Source organism: Pseudomonas sp. GL-RE-26, from assembly GCF_019956275.1.
Taxonomy (GTDB): Bacteria; Pseudomonadota; Gammaproteobacteria; order Pseudomonadales; family Pseudomonadaceae; genus Aquipseudomonas; species Aquipseudomonas grandcourensis.
In genome coordinates this window covers 1-14,890 of record NZ_JAHBDI010000020.1, presented here as the reverse complement: position 1 = coordinate 14,890, position 14,890 = coordinate 1, and the positions used below count along the sequence as shown (strand labels likewise).

The 14,890-nt window shown below is 60.5% G+C and carries 15 protein-coding genes; 9 read left to right on the top strand and 6 right to left on the bottom strand.

Annotation, left to right across the window (positions count from 1 at the left end; all coding sequences use genetic code 11):
* Nucleotides 1-8: 8 nt before the first annotated feature.
* The 3 genes from KGB07_RS14375 (at nt 9) to sthA (ending at nt 4,273) form a co-directional block, all read left to right on the top strand.
* Nucleotides 9-1,472, top strand: coding sequence for a glyceraldehyde-3-phosphate dehydrogenase (locus tag KGB07_RS14375; protein WP_046041409.1), 1,464 nt, complete (start codon nt 9-11; stop codon nt 1,470-1,472).
* Between the two features lie 182 nt (nt 1,473-1,654).
* On the top strand, nt 1,655-2,671 hold the full coding sequence (locus tag KGB07_RS14370) for an FAD:protein FMN transferase (protein ID WP_223465731.1): 1,017 nt from the start codon (nt 1,655-1,657) through the stop codon (nt 2,669-2,671).
* Between the two features lie 207 nt (nt 2,672-2,878).
* Complete coding sequence (gene sthA, locus KGB07_RS14365; RefSeq protein ID WP_223465729.1) at nt 2,879-4,273, top strand: Si-specific NAD(P)(+) transhydrogenase; 1,395 nt, start codon at nt 2,879-2,881, stop codon at nt 4,271-4,273.
* A gap of 42 nt (nt 4,274-4,315) precedes the next feature.
* On the opposite strand, the gene KGB07_RS14360 is transcribed toward sthA, so the two are convergent.
* Together KGB07_RS14360 and KGB07_RS14355 are read right to left on the bottom strand one after the other, a co-directional pair.
* Nucleotides 4,316-5,038: a glycerophosphodiester phosphodiesterase gene (locus tag KGB07_RS14360; RefSeq protein WP_223465727.1), complete on the bottom strand. Its 723-nt coding sequence runs from the start codon at nt 5,036-5,038 to the stop codon at nt 4,316-4,318.
* Between the two features lie 14 nt (nt 5,039-5,052).
* Nucleotides 5,053-5,634, bottom strand: a complete 582-nt coding sequence (locus tag KGB07_RS14355; RefSeq protein WP_046041414.1) for a PilZ domain-containing protein — start codon at nt 5,632-5,634, stop codon at nt 5,053-5,055.
* A 94-nt stretch (nt 5,635-5,728) separates the two neighbouring features.
* Between KGB07_RS14355 and KGB07_RS14350 the strand changes: the two genes are divergently transcribed.
* The 3 genes from KGB07_RS14350 (at nt 5,729) to KGB07_RS14340 (ending at nt 8,978) form a co-directional block, all read left to right on the top strand.
* The gene (locus KGB07_RS14350) at nt 5,729-6,979 is read left to right on the top strand and encodes a lipoprotein-releasing ABC transporter permease subunit (RefSeq protein ID WP_046041416.1); all 1,251 of its coding nucleotides are present in this window, start codon (nt 5,729-5,731) and stop codon (nt 6,977-6,979) included.
* 7 nt (nt 6,980-6,986) lie between these two features.
* Nucleotides 6,987-7,670 carry a lipoprotein-releasing ABC transporter ATP-binding protein LolD gene (gene lolD, locus KGB07_RS14345; RefSeq protein WP_173677889.1) on the top strand — a complete coding sequence of 228 codons (684 nt, stop codon included), beginning with the start codon at nt 6,987-6,989 and terminating at the stop codon, nt 7,668-7,670.
* Between the two features lie 63 nt (nt 7,671-7,733).
* Nucleotides 7,734-8,978 (top strand): lipoprotein-releasing ABC transporter permease subunit, encoded by a 1,245-nt coding sequence (locus KGB07_RS14340; RefSeq protein ID WP_046041417.1) that lies wholly within the window; start codon nt 7,734-7,736, stop codon nt 8,976-8,978.
* A 113-nt stretch (nt 8,979-9,091) separates the two neighbouring features.
* Here KGB07_RS14340 and KGB07_RS14335 read toward each other — a convergent pair whose 3' ends face one another.
* Nucleotides 9,092-10,441: a heavy metal sensor histidine kinase gene (locus KGB07_RS14335; protein WP_046041420.1), complete on the bottom strand. Its 1,350-nt coding sequence runs from the start codon at nt 10,439-10,441 to the stop codon at nt 9,092-9,094.
* The gene (locus KGB07_RS14330) at nt 10,441-11,121 is read right to left on the bottom strand and encodes a heavy metal response regulator transcription factor (protein WP_008053332.1); all 681 of its coding nucleotides are present in this window, start codon (nt 11,119-11,121) and stop codon (nt 10,441-10,443) included. The genes KGB07_RS14335 and KGB07_RS14330 overlap by 1 nt, the downstream gene beginning before the upstream one ends.
* Before the next feature lie 155 nt (nt 11,122-11,276).
* Between KGB07_RS14330 and KGB07_RS14325 the strand changes: the two genes are divergently transcribed.
* Both KGB07_RS14325 and queF read left to right on the top strand, forming a co-directional pair.
* The gene (locus KGB07_RS14325) at nt 11,277-11,813 is read left to right on the top strand and encodes a plastocyanin/azurin family copper-binding protein (RefSeq protein ID WP_046041423.1); all 537 of its coding nucleotides are present in this window, start codon (nt 11,277-11,279) and stop codon (nt 11,811-11,813) included.
* Between the two features lie 61 nt (nt 11,814-11,874).
* Nucleotides 11,875-12,705, top strand: a complete 831-nt coding sequence (gene queF / locus KGB07_RS14320; RefSeq protein ID WP_223465725.1) for an NADPH-dependent 7-cyano-7-deazaguanine reductase QueF — start codon at nt 11,875-11,877, stop codon at nt 12,703-12,705.
* A 54-nt stretch (nt 12,706-12,759) separates the two neighbouring features.
* Here queF and KGB07_RS14315 read toward each other — a convergent pair whose 3' ends face one another.
* Nucleotides 12,760-13,023: a DUF4404 family protein gene (locus KGB07_RS14315; protein WP_008053327.1), complete on the bottom strand. Its 264-nt coding sequence runs from the start codon at nt 13,021-13,023 to the stop codon at nt 12,760-12,762.
* A gap of 112 nt (nt 13,024-13,135) precedes the next feature.
* Nucleotides 13,136-13,756, bottom strand: a complete 621-nt coding sequence (locus KGB07_RS14310; protein WP_046041425.1) for a hypothetical protein — start codon at nt 13,754-13,756, stop codon at nt 13,136-13,138.
* Nucleotides 13,757-13,957: 201 nt separating this feature from the next.
* Here KGB07_RS14310 and KGB07_RS14305 point away from each other — a divergent pair, with 201 nt between their 5' ends.
* Nucleotides 13,958-14,647 (top strand): VacJ family lipoprotein, encoded by a 690-nt coding sequence (locus tag KGB07_RS14305; protein WP_046041426.1) that lies wholly within the window; start codon nt 13,958-13,960, stop codon nt 14,645-14,647.
* Nucleotides 14,648-14,890 lie beyond the last annotated feature (243 nt).

Here is a 14,890-nt window from a genome sequence, read left to right as displayed (position 1 = left end):
GCCCCTACATGTGGAAGGTTCCCGTGACTCAGAAGCCCGACCAGTGTCTTGGTGAATGGATCGACCGTGAAGCACTCGCTGAAGCGATGATTCCGCTTATCGGTCAGCTCTACCGCAATAACAACGTGGTGAGCTCGATCTATGGCCGCAGCCTGATCAACCGTTCAGTCATTGCGATTCTCAAAGCGCACCGCTTTGCTCGTCACCGTCAGTCCGATGAAAGCGAGCTGTCCGTCCACGAAACATTCCCGCTGATCAAGGCGATGAGCGAGCTCAAGCTCGGCGCCGCTTCGGTGGACCTGGGCAAGCTGGCGGCCAAATTCAAGGCCGAAGGCAATGGCCGTACTGCCGAGCAGTTCGTCCGTGAAGAACTGGCTGACGTGGTTGGCCAGCAAAACGCATCCGCCCGCAAAGGCACCGACGTTGTCCTCTACGGCTTCGGTCGTATCGGCCGTCTGCTGGCGCGCATCCTGATCGAGAAAACCGGTGGTGGCGACGGCCTGCGTCTGCGCGCCATCGTTGTCCGCAAGGGCGCCGAGAACGACCTGGTCAAGCGTGCCAGCCTGCTGCGCCGTGACTCGGTCCATGGCCCGTTCGATGGCACCATCACCATTGATGAAGCCAACAACACCATCACCGCCAACGGCAACCTGATCCAGGTTATCTACGCCAAGAGCCCGGCCGAAGTCGACTACACCCAGTACGGCATCGAAAACGCTCTGATCGTCGACAACACCGGTGTATGGCGTGACGCTGACGGCCTGGGCCAGCACCTGGCCTGCCCGGGCGCTGCTCGCGTGATCCTCACCGCACCTGGCAAGGGCGCGCTGAAGAACATCGTGCACGGCATCAACCATGGCGAAATCACCCCTGACGACAAGATCATCTCGGCGGCTTCCTGCACCACCAACGCCATCGTGCCGGTGCTCAAGGCAGTCAACGACAAGTACGGCATCATCAACGGCCACGTCGAAACCGTTCACTCGTTCACCAACGACCAGAACCTGATCGACAACTTCCACAAGGGCAGCCGTCGTGGCCGCGCCGCGCCGTTGAACATGGTTATCACCGAGACCGGTGCCGCCACCGCAGCCGCCAAGGCGCTGCCAGTGCTCAAGGGCAAGCTGACCGGTAATGCGATTCGCGTTCCTACGCCGAACGTGTCGATGGCTATCCTGAACCTGAACCTGGAGAAGGCCACCACTCGCGAAGAGATCAACGAGTACCTGCGCCAGATGGCCATGCACTCGGACCTGCACAAGCAGATCGACTACGTGAGCTCCCAGGAAGTGGTTTCCACCGACTTCGTTGGCTCGCGCCACGCAGGCGTAGTGGACGCTGAAGCGACCATCACCCAGGATAACCGCGTTGTTCTGTACGTCTGGTACGACAACGAGTTCGGTTACAGCTGCCAGGTGGTTCGCGTGATGGAAGACATGGCCGGTGTAAACCCGCCAGCATTCCCGCGCTAAGCCTTTAGCTGTACATGAAACGCCCCGACCTTGGTCGGGGCGTTTTTGTTTGGGCTGCTTTTGTCTGTTGAGGGTTGTGTTGTTCGGCCTGGCCTCTTCGTGGGCAAGCTCGCTCCCACAGTTCTATCGCATAATGGCTGGCCTTGGCGGCGTGTCAGGGGATGTTTCGGGGAGTTCGGGAATTGTTGATCAGGTGGCAGGGGGTAGCATTTTTGTTGCTCGGCGCACTATCAGGCTGCGGCAACAGCGACACTCTGGAAAGCTTCAGCGGCCCGACCATGGGCAGCACTTACTCGATCAAGTATGTGCGCCATGCCGGCCTTCCGGCGCCGAACGAAGTCCGCGTCCAGATTGAGCAGATCCTTGCTGAAGTCGACCGGCAAATGTCGACCTACCGCAGCGACTCGGACATCGAGCGCTTCAATGCATTACCGGCCAACCGCTGTCAGGCAATGCCGGCGTCGATCCTCGAATTGGTCCGCGTGGGCGAGCAACTGTCAGTGCAAAGCGACGGTTCCTACGATCTGACGGTGGAGCCGTTGCTCAATCTCTGGGGGTTTGGTCCGCAGGCCCGTGGGGAAAAAGTCCCGACCGCCGAAGCGCTCGCCGAAGCCCGCAAGCGCGTCGGCCATGAACACTTGCGCATCGAGGGCGACCGGTTGTGCAAGGACGCCGCCGTCGAGGTCGACTTCAACAGCATCGCCGCCGGTTATGCGGTGGACACGATTGCCGCAAGACTCGAGGCGATGGGCATCCACGACTACCTCGCCGAGGCCACGGGCGAGCTCAAGGCGGCAGGCAAGAAGGCTGACGGCTCGCCATGGCGCATTGCCCTGGAAGAGCCGCGGGATGACCGGCAGGTGGCCGAGCGGGTCATTGTCGTCGACGGCTATGGCCTGTCCACTTCCGGCGACTACCGGAATTATTTCGAGCAGGACGGCCAGCGTTTTTCCCACACCTTCGATGCCCGCACCGGTGCGCCCGTCTCACATAACCTGGCATCGGTCACGGTGATTCATCCTTCCGCGTTGATGGCCGATGGCTTATCGACGCTGCTGCTGATTCTCGGCCCGGAGCGCGGTTGGGACTACGCAGAAAAACACGATATCGGCGCATTTTTTGTGATTCGTGCCGATACAGGATTCGTCACACGCAGCAGTCACGCTTTTGAACGCCTCAGTGGCAAAAAAACCGAATGATTTCGGCGATTTGAGCATTGAAAACTGGTGTTGTAGCGCAGGCAAAAGTAGCCTACGACGCGACCAAGGGTTAATGTGCGCGGCGTTGACGCTTCTATAGACTGTGTCCGGGTTCTGCACTGGCCCCAAATTGTTCCTTCATGCCACGCATTGGCGTGATTTAGCCGCAGGTGCCGAGGGTGCCGCGGCCTGTTCTGAGGAGTACGCATGGCTGTCTACAACTACGACGTGGTGGTGTTGGGTTCCGGCCCGGCGGGGGAAGGCGCGGCAATGAACGCCGCCAAGGCAGGGCGCAAGGTGGCGATGGTCGATAGCCGTCGTCAGGTCGGCGGCAACTGCACTCACTTGGGCACCATCCCGTCCAAGGCACTGCGTCACTCGGTGCGGCAGATCATGCAGTTCAACACCAACCCGATGTTCCGGGCCATTGGTGAGCCGCGCTGGTTCTCTTTCCCGGACGTGTTGAAAAGCGCCGAGAAAGTCATCGCCAAACAAGTCGCTTCGCGTACCGGTTACTACGCCCGTAACCGCGTCGACGTGTTCTTCGGCACCGGCAGCTTTGCCGACGAGCAAACCATCGAAGTGGTCTGCGCCAACGGCGTGGTCGAGAAACTGGTGGCCAAGCACATCATCATCGCCACCGGTTCGCGTCCATATCGCCCGGCGGACATCGATTTCCATCACCCGCGTATCTACGATAGCGACACCATCCTCAGCCTCGGCCACACCCCGCGTAAACTCATCGTTTACGGCGCCGGCGTGATCGGTTGCGAATACGCCTCGATCTTCAGCGGTCTGGGTGTATTGGTTGAATTGGTGGATAACCGTGGCCAGTTGCTGAGCTTCCTCGACTCGGAAATCTCCCAGGCGTTGAGCTATCACTTCAGCAACAACAACATCACGGTTCGCCATAACGAAGACTACGACCGCGTCGAAGGCGTGGACAATGGCGTGATCCTGCACCTCAAGTCCGGCAAGAAGATCAAGGCCGACGCCTTGCTCTGGTGCAACGGCCGTACCGGCAACACCGATCAGCTGGGTCTGGAGAATATCGGCGTGAAGGTCAACAGCCGTGGCCAGATCGAAGTCGACGAGGCGTACCGCACCTGCGTGCCGAACATCTACGGCGCCGGTGACGTGATCGGCTGGCCGAGCCTGGCCAGTGCTGCCCACGACCAGGGCCGTTCGGCTGCTGGCAGCATCGTCGATAACGGTAGCTGGCGCTTTGTGAATGACGTGCCGACCGGCATCTACACCATTCCGGAGATCAGCTCGATCGGCAAGAACGAGCAGGAACTGACCCAGGCCAAAGTGCCGTACGAAGTGGGCAAGGCCTTCTTCAAGAGCATGGCGCGGGCGCAGATCGCCGGCGAGCCGCAAGGCATGCTGAAGATCCTGTTCCACCGTGAAACCCTGGAAGTACTGGGCGTTCACTGCTTCGGCTATCAGGCGTCGGAGATCGTGCACATCGGTCAGGCAATCATGAGCCAGCCGGGCGAACAGAACACGTTGAAGTACTTCGTCAACACCACGTTCAACTACCCGACCATGGCCGAAGCCTATCGGGTAGCCGCGTACGACGGCCTCAACCGGCTTTTTTGACGGGCTCCGGCCGGTGGCCTGAGCCGGCCGGGGAGACCGATTTCAGCAATTCTCGAGCGTGGCGGTGGCCAAACCGGGAAAGTCTGTAATCAGGCTGTCAACGCCGAAGTCGGCGAGTCTGCGCATCAGCGCGGGCTCGTTGACGGTCCACACCGACACATGCAGCCCCTGACGCTGCGCCCGTTGCAGGCGTTCCGGCGTGCACAGGGTCCAGTTCAGCGCCAGAATCTCACAGCCATAGCTGGCCGCGACCTTCAGCGGGTCGAGCCAGGCGTACTCGGCCACCATCCCGCGGGACACGTCCGGCACCAACTCCAACGCAGCCTTGAGCACTTCACGGGAACTCGAGGTGATGGTCACCTTGTCCATCAGGCCATGACGCTGCACCATTTCGCGAATCGCCAGTACGGTGGTCGCGGCCCGCATCCTTGATGCGCTTTTGACTTCCAGCTGCCAGTGATCGAAGTCGCATTTCTCGAACAGTTCTTCCAGCGTCGGAATCGGGCACGGCTTGATCCAGCCCGGGCCACCCTGGCGTGCGTCATACGTCACAAGCTCGGCCGCCGTGTGTTCGACGACCTTGCCGCGACGGTCGGTGGTGCGCTTGAGGGTCGGGTCGTGGATGACCATCAACTCGCCGTCTATGGACAGGTGCAGGTCCAGTTCGCAGCGACGCACGCCGTGCTTGAGACATTCCTGAAAGCTGGTCAGGGTGTTTTCCGGTGCTTCGCCCTTGGCGCCGCGATGGCCGTAGATGAGGGTCACGGTTCTTCCTTAATTTAATTGCCTGATTCAAGTTGGTCGCGGGCCAGGCGTCGTTCCTGGGCCTGCTTTTGCAAGATGTGGCGGGCCAGCAGTTGGCGCTGGGCGTCGGTCAGGTGTTCGAACTCGGTGCCGACGTCATAGCCATCGCCCTTGCGGTCGCAATGGGTGACGCGGGCGCGCAGCAGCAGGCCCAGGGCTTGCGGCATCAGCACCAGCTTGACCGACAGGCGTGCGCCGGCGGCAAGGGGCGAAGGATGCTGAAAGTCGATGCCGCCTTCGGAGATGATCACCGGCTGCGGTTCGCCGATCTGCCCGAGCACGGTGATGGCGATCACCTGGCTCAGCAAATCGATGCGTTTGTTCTGGGATTTGAGGAAGGCGGCGGTCGTGCGGTCGCGTTCGCTGATCTGGCGCAACAGGTGTTGCGACTCGAATTCGCTCAGGTGCAGTTCGCTGAGCAAGTTGAAGAGTGGGGAAGCATCCTGCAACACTTCATGGCCTGCGGCTTCAGTAGCGGACAGGGGCCGAATTTCCAGTGCGATCGTATCCTCGATACGGTAGTATTCGCGGCGATCTTCTTCATCTAATGTCGACATGGCGAACCCATGGTAGCGGCGGTGGTCTGAGTGTAAAGCTGGTTATCGACCCCCGCCACAAGGACGTTCCTTTTCCCTCCGAACAAGCCCCGACATGTTCAGACCTCTCTTCGTATTTATCGGCACGCGTTACACCCGTGCAAAGCGTCGCAATCATTTTGTGTCATTCATTTCCCTGACTTCGATGATCGGGCTCGCCCTTGGCGTGGTCGTGATGATCGTGGTGCTGTCGGTGATGAACGGCTTCGATCATGAGATGCGCACCCGCGTGCTGGGCATGGTGCCCCACGCGACCATCGAGTCCGGCGAGCCGATCAGCGATTGGCAAAGCCTGGCCGCGAAGGTCAAGCAGAACCCGCAGGTGACGGCCGTGGCTCCGTTTACGCAAATGCAGGGTTTGCTGACCAACAACGGCAAGGTCTCGAAAGTCCTGCTCAATGCCATCGACCCGGTGCAAGAGCGTCAGGTGTCGATCATCGATCACTTCATGACCCAGGGAAAACTCGACGACCTGGTGCCGGGTGAGTTCGGCATCGTCATCGGCGACAAGGCCGCGACCAAGCTCGGTGCAGCCATCGGTGACAAGCTGACCTTCGTCGCGCCGGAAGTCACCGTGACCCCGGCCGGGATGTTCCCGCGCATGAAGCGCTTTACCGTGGTCGGCATCTTCCATGTCGGCGCCGGTGAGCTCGATGGCTATCTTGGCGTCACCAACCTGCAGGATCTGGCCCGGCTGCACCGCTGGAAACCGGATCAGGTCCAGGGCCTGCGCCTGAAGTTCGACGATCTGTTCCAGGCACCGCGCACCGCGTGGAGCATCGCCCGCGATCTCGGCGAAGACCGCTTCTACGCCCGCGACTGGACCCGCACCCACGGCAACCTGTACCAGGCGATCCGCATGGAAAAAGCCATGATCGGCCTGTTGCTGCTGCTGATCGTTGCCGTTGCTGCCTTCAACATCATTTCTACGCTGGTGATGGTAGTGAACGACAAGAAGGGCGACATCGCGATCCTGCGCACATTGGGCGCCACGCCGGGCACGATCATGCGCACGTTCATGGTGCAAGGCACCGTGATTGGCGTGGTCGGCACGGCCATTGGCGCCGTGGTCGGGATCTTCGCCGCGCTGAACGTCAGCGCCGCGATCTCGGCCCTCGAAGGCCTGATTGGGCACAAGTTCCTCAACGCCGACGTGTACTTCATCGATTACCTGCCGTCGCAGGTGCAGAGCCAGGACGTGGTGATGGTCTGTTCTGCGGCGTTGGTCCTGAGTTTCCTCGCCACCCTGTATCCAGCCTGGCGTGCCGCGCGCACCCAGCCTGCGGAGGCGCTACGTTATGAGTGAGTCGGGCATGAGTGATAAAGCAATCTTGAGCTGCCGCAGCCTGGGCAAGTCCTACGAGGAAGGCCCGGAATCGGTGGAAGTGTTGGCCGGCCTGCAACTGGAGTTGCACCCTGGAGAGCGTGTAGCGATTGTCGGCAAGTCGGGCTCGGGCAAAAGTACCTTGCTCAACCTGCTGGGCGGCCTCGATACACCGACCAAGGGCAGCGTCTGGCTCGACGGTGAAGAGCTGTCGGCGCTGAGCGAGAAGAAACGCGGCCTGCTGCGTAATCGCGCCCTCGGCTTCGTGTACCAGTTCCACCACTTGCTGCCGGAATTCACCGCCCTGGAAAACGTCTGCATGCCGCTGCTGATCGGCAAGACCGCGATCCCCGAAGCGCGCCAGCGTGCCACGGCGTTGCTGGAGCGGGTAGGGCTGGGCCATCGCCTGGAGCACAAGCCGGCCGAACTGTCCGGTGGTGAGCGTCAGCGCGTGGCCATCGCCCGCGCTCTGGTGAACAATCCTGGCCTGGTGATGCTCGACGAGCCGACCGGCAACCTCGATTCCCACACCGCCCAGGGGATCCAGGACTTGATGCTGGAGCTCAGCACCTCGATGCGCACGGCGTTCCTGGTGGTGACCCACGACATGAACCTGGCCCGCCAGATGGATCGCGTCCTGCATTTGCAGGAAGGTTGCCTCACTCCTATCTGATTGGCTGAAACCCGATGCCTGAAAAGGCGTCGGGTCTTTTATTTCCATACGGTGCCCCAGCGAATGTTCAGACCGTTATCGATCTTTATCGGCACGCGCTATACCCGCGCCAAGCGCCGCAATCGCTTTGTTTCCTTCATCTCGATGACCTCGATGATCGGTCTCGCCCTCGGCGTACTGGCGATGATCGTGGTGCTGTCGGTGATGAACGGCTTCCAGCGCGAAATGAGCTCGCGCATCCTCGGCATGGTGCCCCACGCCACCATCGTCGGCGTCAATCCGATTGATGACTGGAAGCCCGTGGCAGCGGCCGCGATGAAAAACCCGGAAGTGACGGCGGCGGTGCCGTTCACCGAGATGGAGGGCATGCTGTCCTACAAGGGCACGATGCAGCCGATCCAGGTCAGTGGTGTCGACCCGGCGCTTGAAGGCCAGGTGTCGATCGTCGCCAAGCACATCGTTCAGGGGAGCCTCGAAGCCCTGAAACCGGGCGAGTTCGGCGTGGTGATTGGTGAGATCACGGCGCGCCGCTTCCGCTTGAACGTCGGTGACAAGATCACCCTGATCGTGCCGGAAGTCAGCAATGCGCCGGGCGGCATCACCCCGCGCATGCAGCGACTGAATGTGGTCGGCGTGTTCAAGGTGGGCGCCGAACTGGATGGCACCATGGCGCTGATCCACATGGCCGATGCCGCGCAAATGCAGCACTGGGAGCCGAATCAGGTGCAGAGCGTGCGCCTGGCGGTGAAGGATCTGTATGCCGCGCCGCAAGTGTCGAGCGACATCGCCACGGGGCTGGGCGACGCCTACAAGGCTGACGACTGGACCCACACCCAGGGCAGCCTGTTCAGCGCGATGAAGATGGAAAAAACCATGATCGGCCTGCTATTGCTGATGATCGTCGCGGTGGCGGCGTTCAACATCATCGCGACCCTGATCATGGTGGTGAACGACAAGGGCGCGGATATCGCGATCCTGCGCACCATCGGCGCCACGCCACGGCAGATCATGGCGATCTTCGTGGTGCAGGGCACGGTGATCGGCATCGTCGGCACCCTGATTGGCGGTGTGTTGGGCGTGATTGCCGCGCTGAACGTCAGCCAGATCGTGGGCTGGATCGAGCGGGTCAGCGGTCAGCACATCTTCAGTTCCGATGTGTATTTCGTCAGCAACCTGCCGTCCGAGTTGCAAGGCGCGGATGTGGCGTTGATCTGCACGGCGGGGTTTGTCATGAGCTTTCTGGCCACGGTTTACCCGGCTTGGCGGGCGGCGAAGATCGAGCCGGCTCATGCGCTGAGATATTCGTAACCCGTAACCCGTAACATCGCCATCGCGAGCAAGCTCGCTCCCACAGTTGACCGAGTTGATTCCGATCTAATGTGGGAGCGAGCTTGCTCGCGATGAGGCCGCAACTGCTGGCCTCAATCCCCCCTTGGCAACTCGATCACAAACCGCGTCCACCCATTCTCCGATTCGCAACGAATCTGCCCGCCATGGGCGCGGATGATCGACTGGGTGATCGCCAGTCCCAGTCCCGCATGTTCGCTACTGCCTTCACGACGCGCAGGATCGGCCCGGTAAAAGCGGTCAAACAGGCGCGGCAATAGATCTTCGGAAATCTGTTGGCCCGTATTTTCAACGGTCAGGTGCAATTCTTTTGGCTGATCGACGATTCGCACCCGAACCTCGCCATCGGCCGGCGTAAAGCGCAGTGCGTTGTCCAGCAGGTTCGACAGCGCTCGCCGCAACATGCTGCGGTCACCTTCGATGCGGGCATTGCCGTCACGACTCAGTTTTACCTGCGCGTCTTCGGCCAATGGCGCAAAGAACTCCAGCAGCAGATCCGCTTCCTCCGCCAGTTCCAGTGGCTCGCATTTGGGCATTAACAAGCCGTGATCGGCTTTCGCCAGATAGAGCATGTCATTGACCAATTGCGCCATCCATTGCAGCTCTTCGAGGTTGCTGTGCAGGGCTTCGCGGTAGTCCTCGATGGGGCGAGGGCGGGTGAGGGTGACCTGGGTGTGGGTCAGCAGGTTCGACAGTGGCGTGCGCAGTTCATGGGCGATGTCGGCGGAGAATGCGGACAGGCGCTGAAAAGAGTCGTCGAGGCGTCCGAGCATGGCGTTGAAGTTGTGGGCCATTTCCGCCAGCTCCGGCGGCATGTTTTCTTCAGGCAGCCGCGAGTTCAGCGATTGCGCGGAAACACCACTGGCCACCGCGCTTATCCGCCGCAACGGGCGCAAGCTGCTGCGTGCCGCCCAGGCGCCCAGCAGTGCGGTGGCCAGGGCTGACAGGCCGACGGTCAGCCAGATCAAATGCTGCATGCGTTGCAGGAAGTGCTGGTGGTGGGTGATGTCCAACAGCAGGGTCAGTTGCGGTGACTCGGGTTTGTCCGCGAAAAGCGGCGCATTCAGCACCCGGTAATCCATGCCTTCATGGCTCACCGTCGATAACCCGGGCTGGCGCGGCAACGCCTGGGGAAGGTTGGTCGAACTGTCATACCAGCGCTGGCCGTCGCTGCCGGTGATTCGCAGGGACAGGTCAGCCTGCCGGCTCAATTCCTCGGCCAGCTTCACTTCGCTGTCACTCGACTGAAGGTCGTGCAGGGCCCGACGCAAGCCAATCAACTTGCCGTCCAGCAGTTGCTGGTCGAGTTCAACGAAGTGCGCCTCACTGGCGCGGCTGAACAGCACCCCGGCGAACAACGACACCACGGCGGTGCACGCCGCAAACAGCAGCGCCAGGCGGCTGCTCAAGGACAGCCGGCGCATCAGGCGGGGCGCTCTTCAAGGACGTAGCCCATGCCGCGCACGGTATGGATCAGCTTGTTGGGGAATTCATCGTCGATCTTCAGGCGCAGACGACGGATCGCCACCTCGATGACATTGGTGTCGCTGTCGAAATTCATGTCCCAGACCTGGGACGCAATCAGCGACTTGGGCAAGACTTCTCCCTGACGACGCAGGAGCATTTCCAGCAGGGCGAACTCCTTGGCGGTCAGGTCGATACGCTGGCCGCTGCGTTCGACCCGGCGCCGGATCAGATCCAGGCGCAAATCGGCCAGTTGCAGGCTGGTCTCCTGAGGCGTGGCGCTGCCGCGACGCAACAGGCTGCGGACCCGGGCCAGCAGTTCGGAGAAGGCAAACGGCTTGACCAGATAGTCATCGGCGCCCAGTTCGAGGCCGTGAACCCTGTCCTCCACGGCGTCACGGGCGGTCAGGAAAAGTACCGGCGTGTCCAGGCCGGCGCTGCGCACCGCTTGCAGAATCTGCCAGCCATCACGACCCGGCAGCATCACATCGAGAATCAGCAGGGCATATTCGCCGCTGAGGGCCAATTGCTGGCCGGTGGTGCCGTCGGCCACCAGTTCCGTGTTGAACCCGGCCTCGGCCAGGCCCTGGCGCAGGTAATGGCCGGTTTTCGGTTGGTCTTCGACGATCAGCAGTTTCATGGGCGACTCTTGGCAATTGGAACGAACGCTTTATACCGTGGGAAGCATTGGCACAGGGCAACCTGACAAAGTTGTAATCTGGCTGTCAGGTTACGGGCAGTGGCAGCAGTTTAGAGTTTTGCCCATGCTGAGCCTTATCTTGTTGGAGTATGACGATGTTTTTACGTAAATCCGTGGCGCAAATCCTGTGTTTGCTGGCGCTGAGTTCGCCGGTGTGGGCCGACGCCGGGCATACCTATGATTTCGGTCAACCGGCCCCGGCGGCCAAGGCGACCCGCAGCATTGAGGTGGTGATGGGTGACATGTCCTTCACGCCGCAGGCCATCGACATCAAGGCCGGGGAAACCGTGCGCTTTGTGTTGGTCAATAAAGGCCAGTTGTTGCATGAATTCAACCTGGGGGATGCGGCGATGCACGCCAAACACCAGCAGGAAATGTTGCAGATGCAACAGAGCGGCATGCTGATGCCCACCGGCATGAAGGCAATGGATCACGGCAACATGGCCGGCATGGATCACAGCAAAATGGACCACGGCATGAAGCATGACGACCCCAACAGCGTGCTGGTGGAGCCGGGCAAGACCGTCGAGCTGACCTGGACCTTCAGCAAGGCCACCAGCCTTGAGTTTGCCTGCAATATCCCCGGTCATTACCAGGCCGGCATGGTCGGCAAACTGACTGTCAGTCAGTAAGCACTCAAAGGCGGGAGCAAAGGCTGATAGAATCCGCTGATTCTTCAGTCAGGTTTCCGCCATGCATCCCGCAGCCGAACATTCGCCGCTGGGCAAGTCCAGCGAATACATCGCCACCTACACGCCGTCCTTGCTGTTCCCGATCCCGCGCACCGCGAAGTGGGCGGAACTGGGCCTGACGGCGCAAACCCTGCCGTACAAAGGCGTGGACTTCTGGAACTGCTTCGAGCTGTCCTGGCTGCTGCCGTCGGGCAAGCCGGTGGTGGCGATCGGCGAATTCAGCATTCCGGCGGATTCGCCGAACATCATCGAGTCGAAGTCGTTCAAGCTGTACCTCAACTCCCTGAACCAGACGCCGTTTGCCGATACCGCGAGCCTTGAGGCGACGCTGGTCAAGGACTTGTCGGCGGCTGCCGGCAAGCCGGTGGGTGTGCGCATTCGCAGCCTCAAGGATGTCGAGAGCGAAGGCATCGTGGCCTTGCCGGGCGTGTGCATCGATGAGCTGGATATCAGCGTCAGCAACTACGAGCATCCACGGCCGGAACTGCTGCGTTGCGATGATTCGCGCATTGTCGAGGAGAGCGTGCACAGCCATTTGCTCAAGTCCAACTGCCCGGTCACCAGCCAGCCGGACTGGGGCAGCGTGGCGGTGGAGTACCGTGGCGCGGCGCTGGATCACGCGAGCCTGCTCGAGTACATCGTCAGCTTCCGTCAGCACTCGGACTTCCATGAGCAGTGTGTAGAGCGGATTTTCCTTGACCTGCAGCGGTTGCTGAAGCCGGAGAAACTGACGGTGTATGCGCGTTATGTGCGTCGTGGCGGGCTGGATATCAACCCGTACCGCAGCACTGAAGAGGTGCAGCTGCCGAACCATCGCCTGGTCCGTCAATAAAGATCCAATGATGTAGGAGCGAGCTTGCTCGCTCCTACAAAGGCATTGTTGGGTTCAGATCCCCATGTTGGCCAAGGCCTGCCCGATGTTGCGCAGGGTGCCGGCAAGGGTAGGGTGTTCGAGTTCGAAGCGTTCCACGGCCAGGTTGACGCCATCGGCGAGGCTGGAATCCTGGGTTTTGGTTTCGAGCTCAAGCTTCAACTCGATCTGTTGCATCAGTTCGTGCAGCTCGGCGCGTTCGGCTTCAGACAATGGAGGATTCTGTTCCAATTGCTCGCGCAGGGCATTGAGCTGTTCTTGCAGTTCGCGGGCAGGCATGGCGTTCTTCCTTCTTTAATCGATAGGCACTGGCATAGACCATGGCGGCAGGCCAAAGGTCGATGGCTGACCTTTAGATTAATCCACTCGCGCCCAACGTGCATGATCTCGATCAGGGCTTTTCGCCCTTGAGCCGACGCAAGCTGATATCCGCCAGGCAGGTGTCGAGTTCACCGAGGTGATCGATCACCGAATGCACACCCAGGCCGAACAGTTGCATCGTCGCCTTACCGCGTTTGATGTCGCGCTCTTGCGGGGTCAGGGCTTGCCATTGCTTGGGCGCCAAGCCGCACAGCGAGCCGCAGGATGCCAGGCCGATGGTCCACAACCCGGCATTGAGCCCAGCCTGCAGCAAGCGGGGTTCGCCGCTCACCAGCACGCAGCCGTCGAGTCGCTCGACGTTCAGGGTCATCAAGGCTTGCCAGCAGGCATTCGGGGCGGGCCATGGGATGTTTGTTGCTGGATGTTGCGAAGGTTTGATCCATTCCGGCAATGCCGCGGCCAGGGACTGGCTGAGGGCAGGGGGCAGTTCATCGAGCCAGGCGCAGGGGATTTTCTGGTGCTGCAAGCTGCGCAGGCTATCCAGTGCGCCGGGTGTGGCCTCGGCGTGTTCGGCCGAGTGGCTACCGTGCCGGTGCGTGTGCGCGCCGAAATCCACCAGGCAGCCACTGAGGCCGAACAGTACGGCGGTCAGGCTGGGTGCGGTTTGGGGCAAGGCTTCGGCGAGCGGCATGTAGACGTCCCTGAAATAACCTGAAGGCTAGCGGGCGACGGTGACAGTTGAATGACATGGATGTGAATCGCTCACATTTGGCACCATTCCTTCGGTGTGGATTTCGTGCAAAGTGCCTTAAACGGCGTTTACGTCTTATACTTGCCAACTTATTGCCCGGGCCAGGCGCCCGAGCCAGTACAAACCAAGGAGTTTTTTTCTATGCGCTGGAGCAATCATCTAGCCAGGATTTGTGTATGCGCCAGTGCGATGCTGGTTCCGTTCGTTGCCCAGGCAGCCACGGAAGATGATCCTTGGGAAAGCGTCAACCGTCCGATTTACAAGTTCAACGACGTGATCGACACCTACGCGCTCAAACCCTTGGCCCAGGGCTACCAGTACGTGACGCCGCAGTTTGTCGAAGACGGTGTTCACAACTTCTTCCGCAACATCGGCGATGTGCGCAACCTGGCCAACGATATCCTGCAGGCCAAGCCTCGCGCCGCAGGCGTTGACACCGCACGAATCATTTTCAACACCACCTTCGGCTTGCTGGGCGTCATCGATGTCGGCACCAAAATGGGCCTGCAGCGCAATGACGAAGACTTCGGCCAGACGCTGGGTTACTGGGGGGTCGGCAGCGGCCCTTACGTGATGCTGCCATTCCTGGGGCCAAGCACCTTGCGTGATGCGCCGTCCAAGTACGTCGACAGCTACACCGGCGCTTATCGTTACGTAAACGACATTCCGGTGCGTAACTCGTTCTTCGCGCTGGACGTCGTCGATACCCGTGCCAACCTGTTGTCGAGCGAGAAGCTGATCACCGGCGACAAGTACACCTTCATCCGTAATGCGTACTTGCAGAACCGTGAATTCAAGGTGAAAGACGGTCAGGTCGAAGACGATTTCTGATCTTGACCGGTAAACTGAAAAAGGCGGCCATCAAGGGTAATGCCGATCAGTTAAGCCTCATTGCTTGACCTTTGGCCGCAAGAAATCAAAATCCGATGCCTGAATAGGCATCGGATTTTTTTATGCGTCTGGCTCGGGCACTGGAACTGACCCACAACTTCGTCTCGACTCCCAATTCCCTCGAGGGATTGGACTCGTTGCTTGATCCATCGCTGGTCGAACAGGCCTTGGAACAAGCCGGTG

What these genes read in the sequence shown, in the direction of transcription:
- KGB07_RS14375 (WP_046041409.1), top strand. Translation starts at nt 9, where the DNA reads ATGTGGAAGGTTCCCGTGACTCAGAAGCCCGACCAGTGTCTTGGTGAA.
- sthA (WP_223465729.1), top strand. Translation starts at nt 2,879, where the DNA reads ATGGCTGTCTACAACTACGACGTGGTGGTGTTGGGTTCCGGCCCGGCG.
- KGB07_RS14355 (WP_046041414.1), bottom strand. Translation starts at nt 5,634, where the DNA reads ATGTCGACATTAGATGAAGAAGATCGCCGCGAATACTACCGTATCGAG.
- KGB07_RS14350 (WP_046041416.1), top strand. Translation starts at nt 5,729, where the DNA reads ATGTTCAGACCTCTCTTCGTATTTATCGGCACGCGTTACACCCGTGCA.
- lolD (WP_173677889.1), top strand. Translation starts at nt 6,987, where the DNA reads ATGAGTGATAAAGCAATCTTGAGCTGCCGCAGCCTGGGCAAGTCCTAC.
- KGB07_RS14340 (WP_046041417.1), top strand. Translation starts at nt 7,734, where the DNA reads ATGTTCAGACCGTTATCGATCTTTATCGGCACGCGCTATACCCGCGCC.
- KGB07_RS14335 (WP_046041420.1), bottom strand. Translation starts at nt 10,441, where the DNA reads ATGCGCCGGCTGTCCTTGAGCAGCCGCCTGGCGCTGCTGTTTGCGGCG.
- KGB07_RS14330 (WP_008053332.1), bottom strand. Translation starts at nt 11,121, where the DNA reads ATGAAACTGCTGATCGTCGAAGACCAACCGAAAACCGGCCATTACCTG.
- KGB07_RS14325 (WP_046041423.1), top strand. Translation starts at nt 11,277, where the DNA reads ATGTTTTTACGTAAATCCGTGGCGCAAATCCTGTGTTTGCTGGCGCTG.
- queF (WP_223465725.1), top strand. Translation starts at nt 11,875, where the DNA reads ATGCATCCCGCAGCCGAACATTCGCCGCTGGGCAAGTCCAGCGAATAC.
- KGB07_RS14315 (WP_008053327.1), bottom strand. Translation starts at nt 13,023, where the DNA reads ATGCCTGCCCGCGAACTGCAAGAACAGCTCAATGCCCTGCGCGAGCAA.
- KGB07_RS14310 (WP_046041425.1), bottom strand. Translation starts at nt 13,756, where the DNA reads ATGCCGCTCGCCGAAGCCTTGCCCCAAACCGCACCCAGCCTGACCGCC.
- KGB07_RS14305 (WP_046041426.1), top strand. Translation starts at nt 13,958, where the DNA reads ATGCGCTGGAGCAATCATCTAGCCAGGATTTGTGTATGCGCCAGTGCG.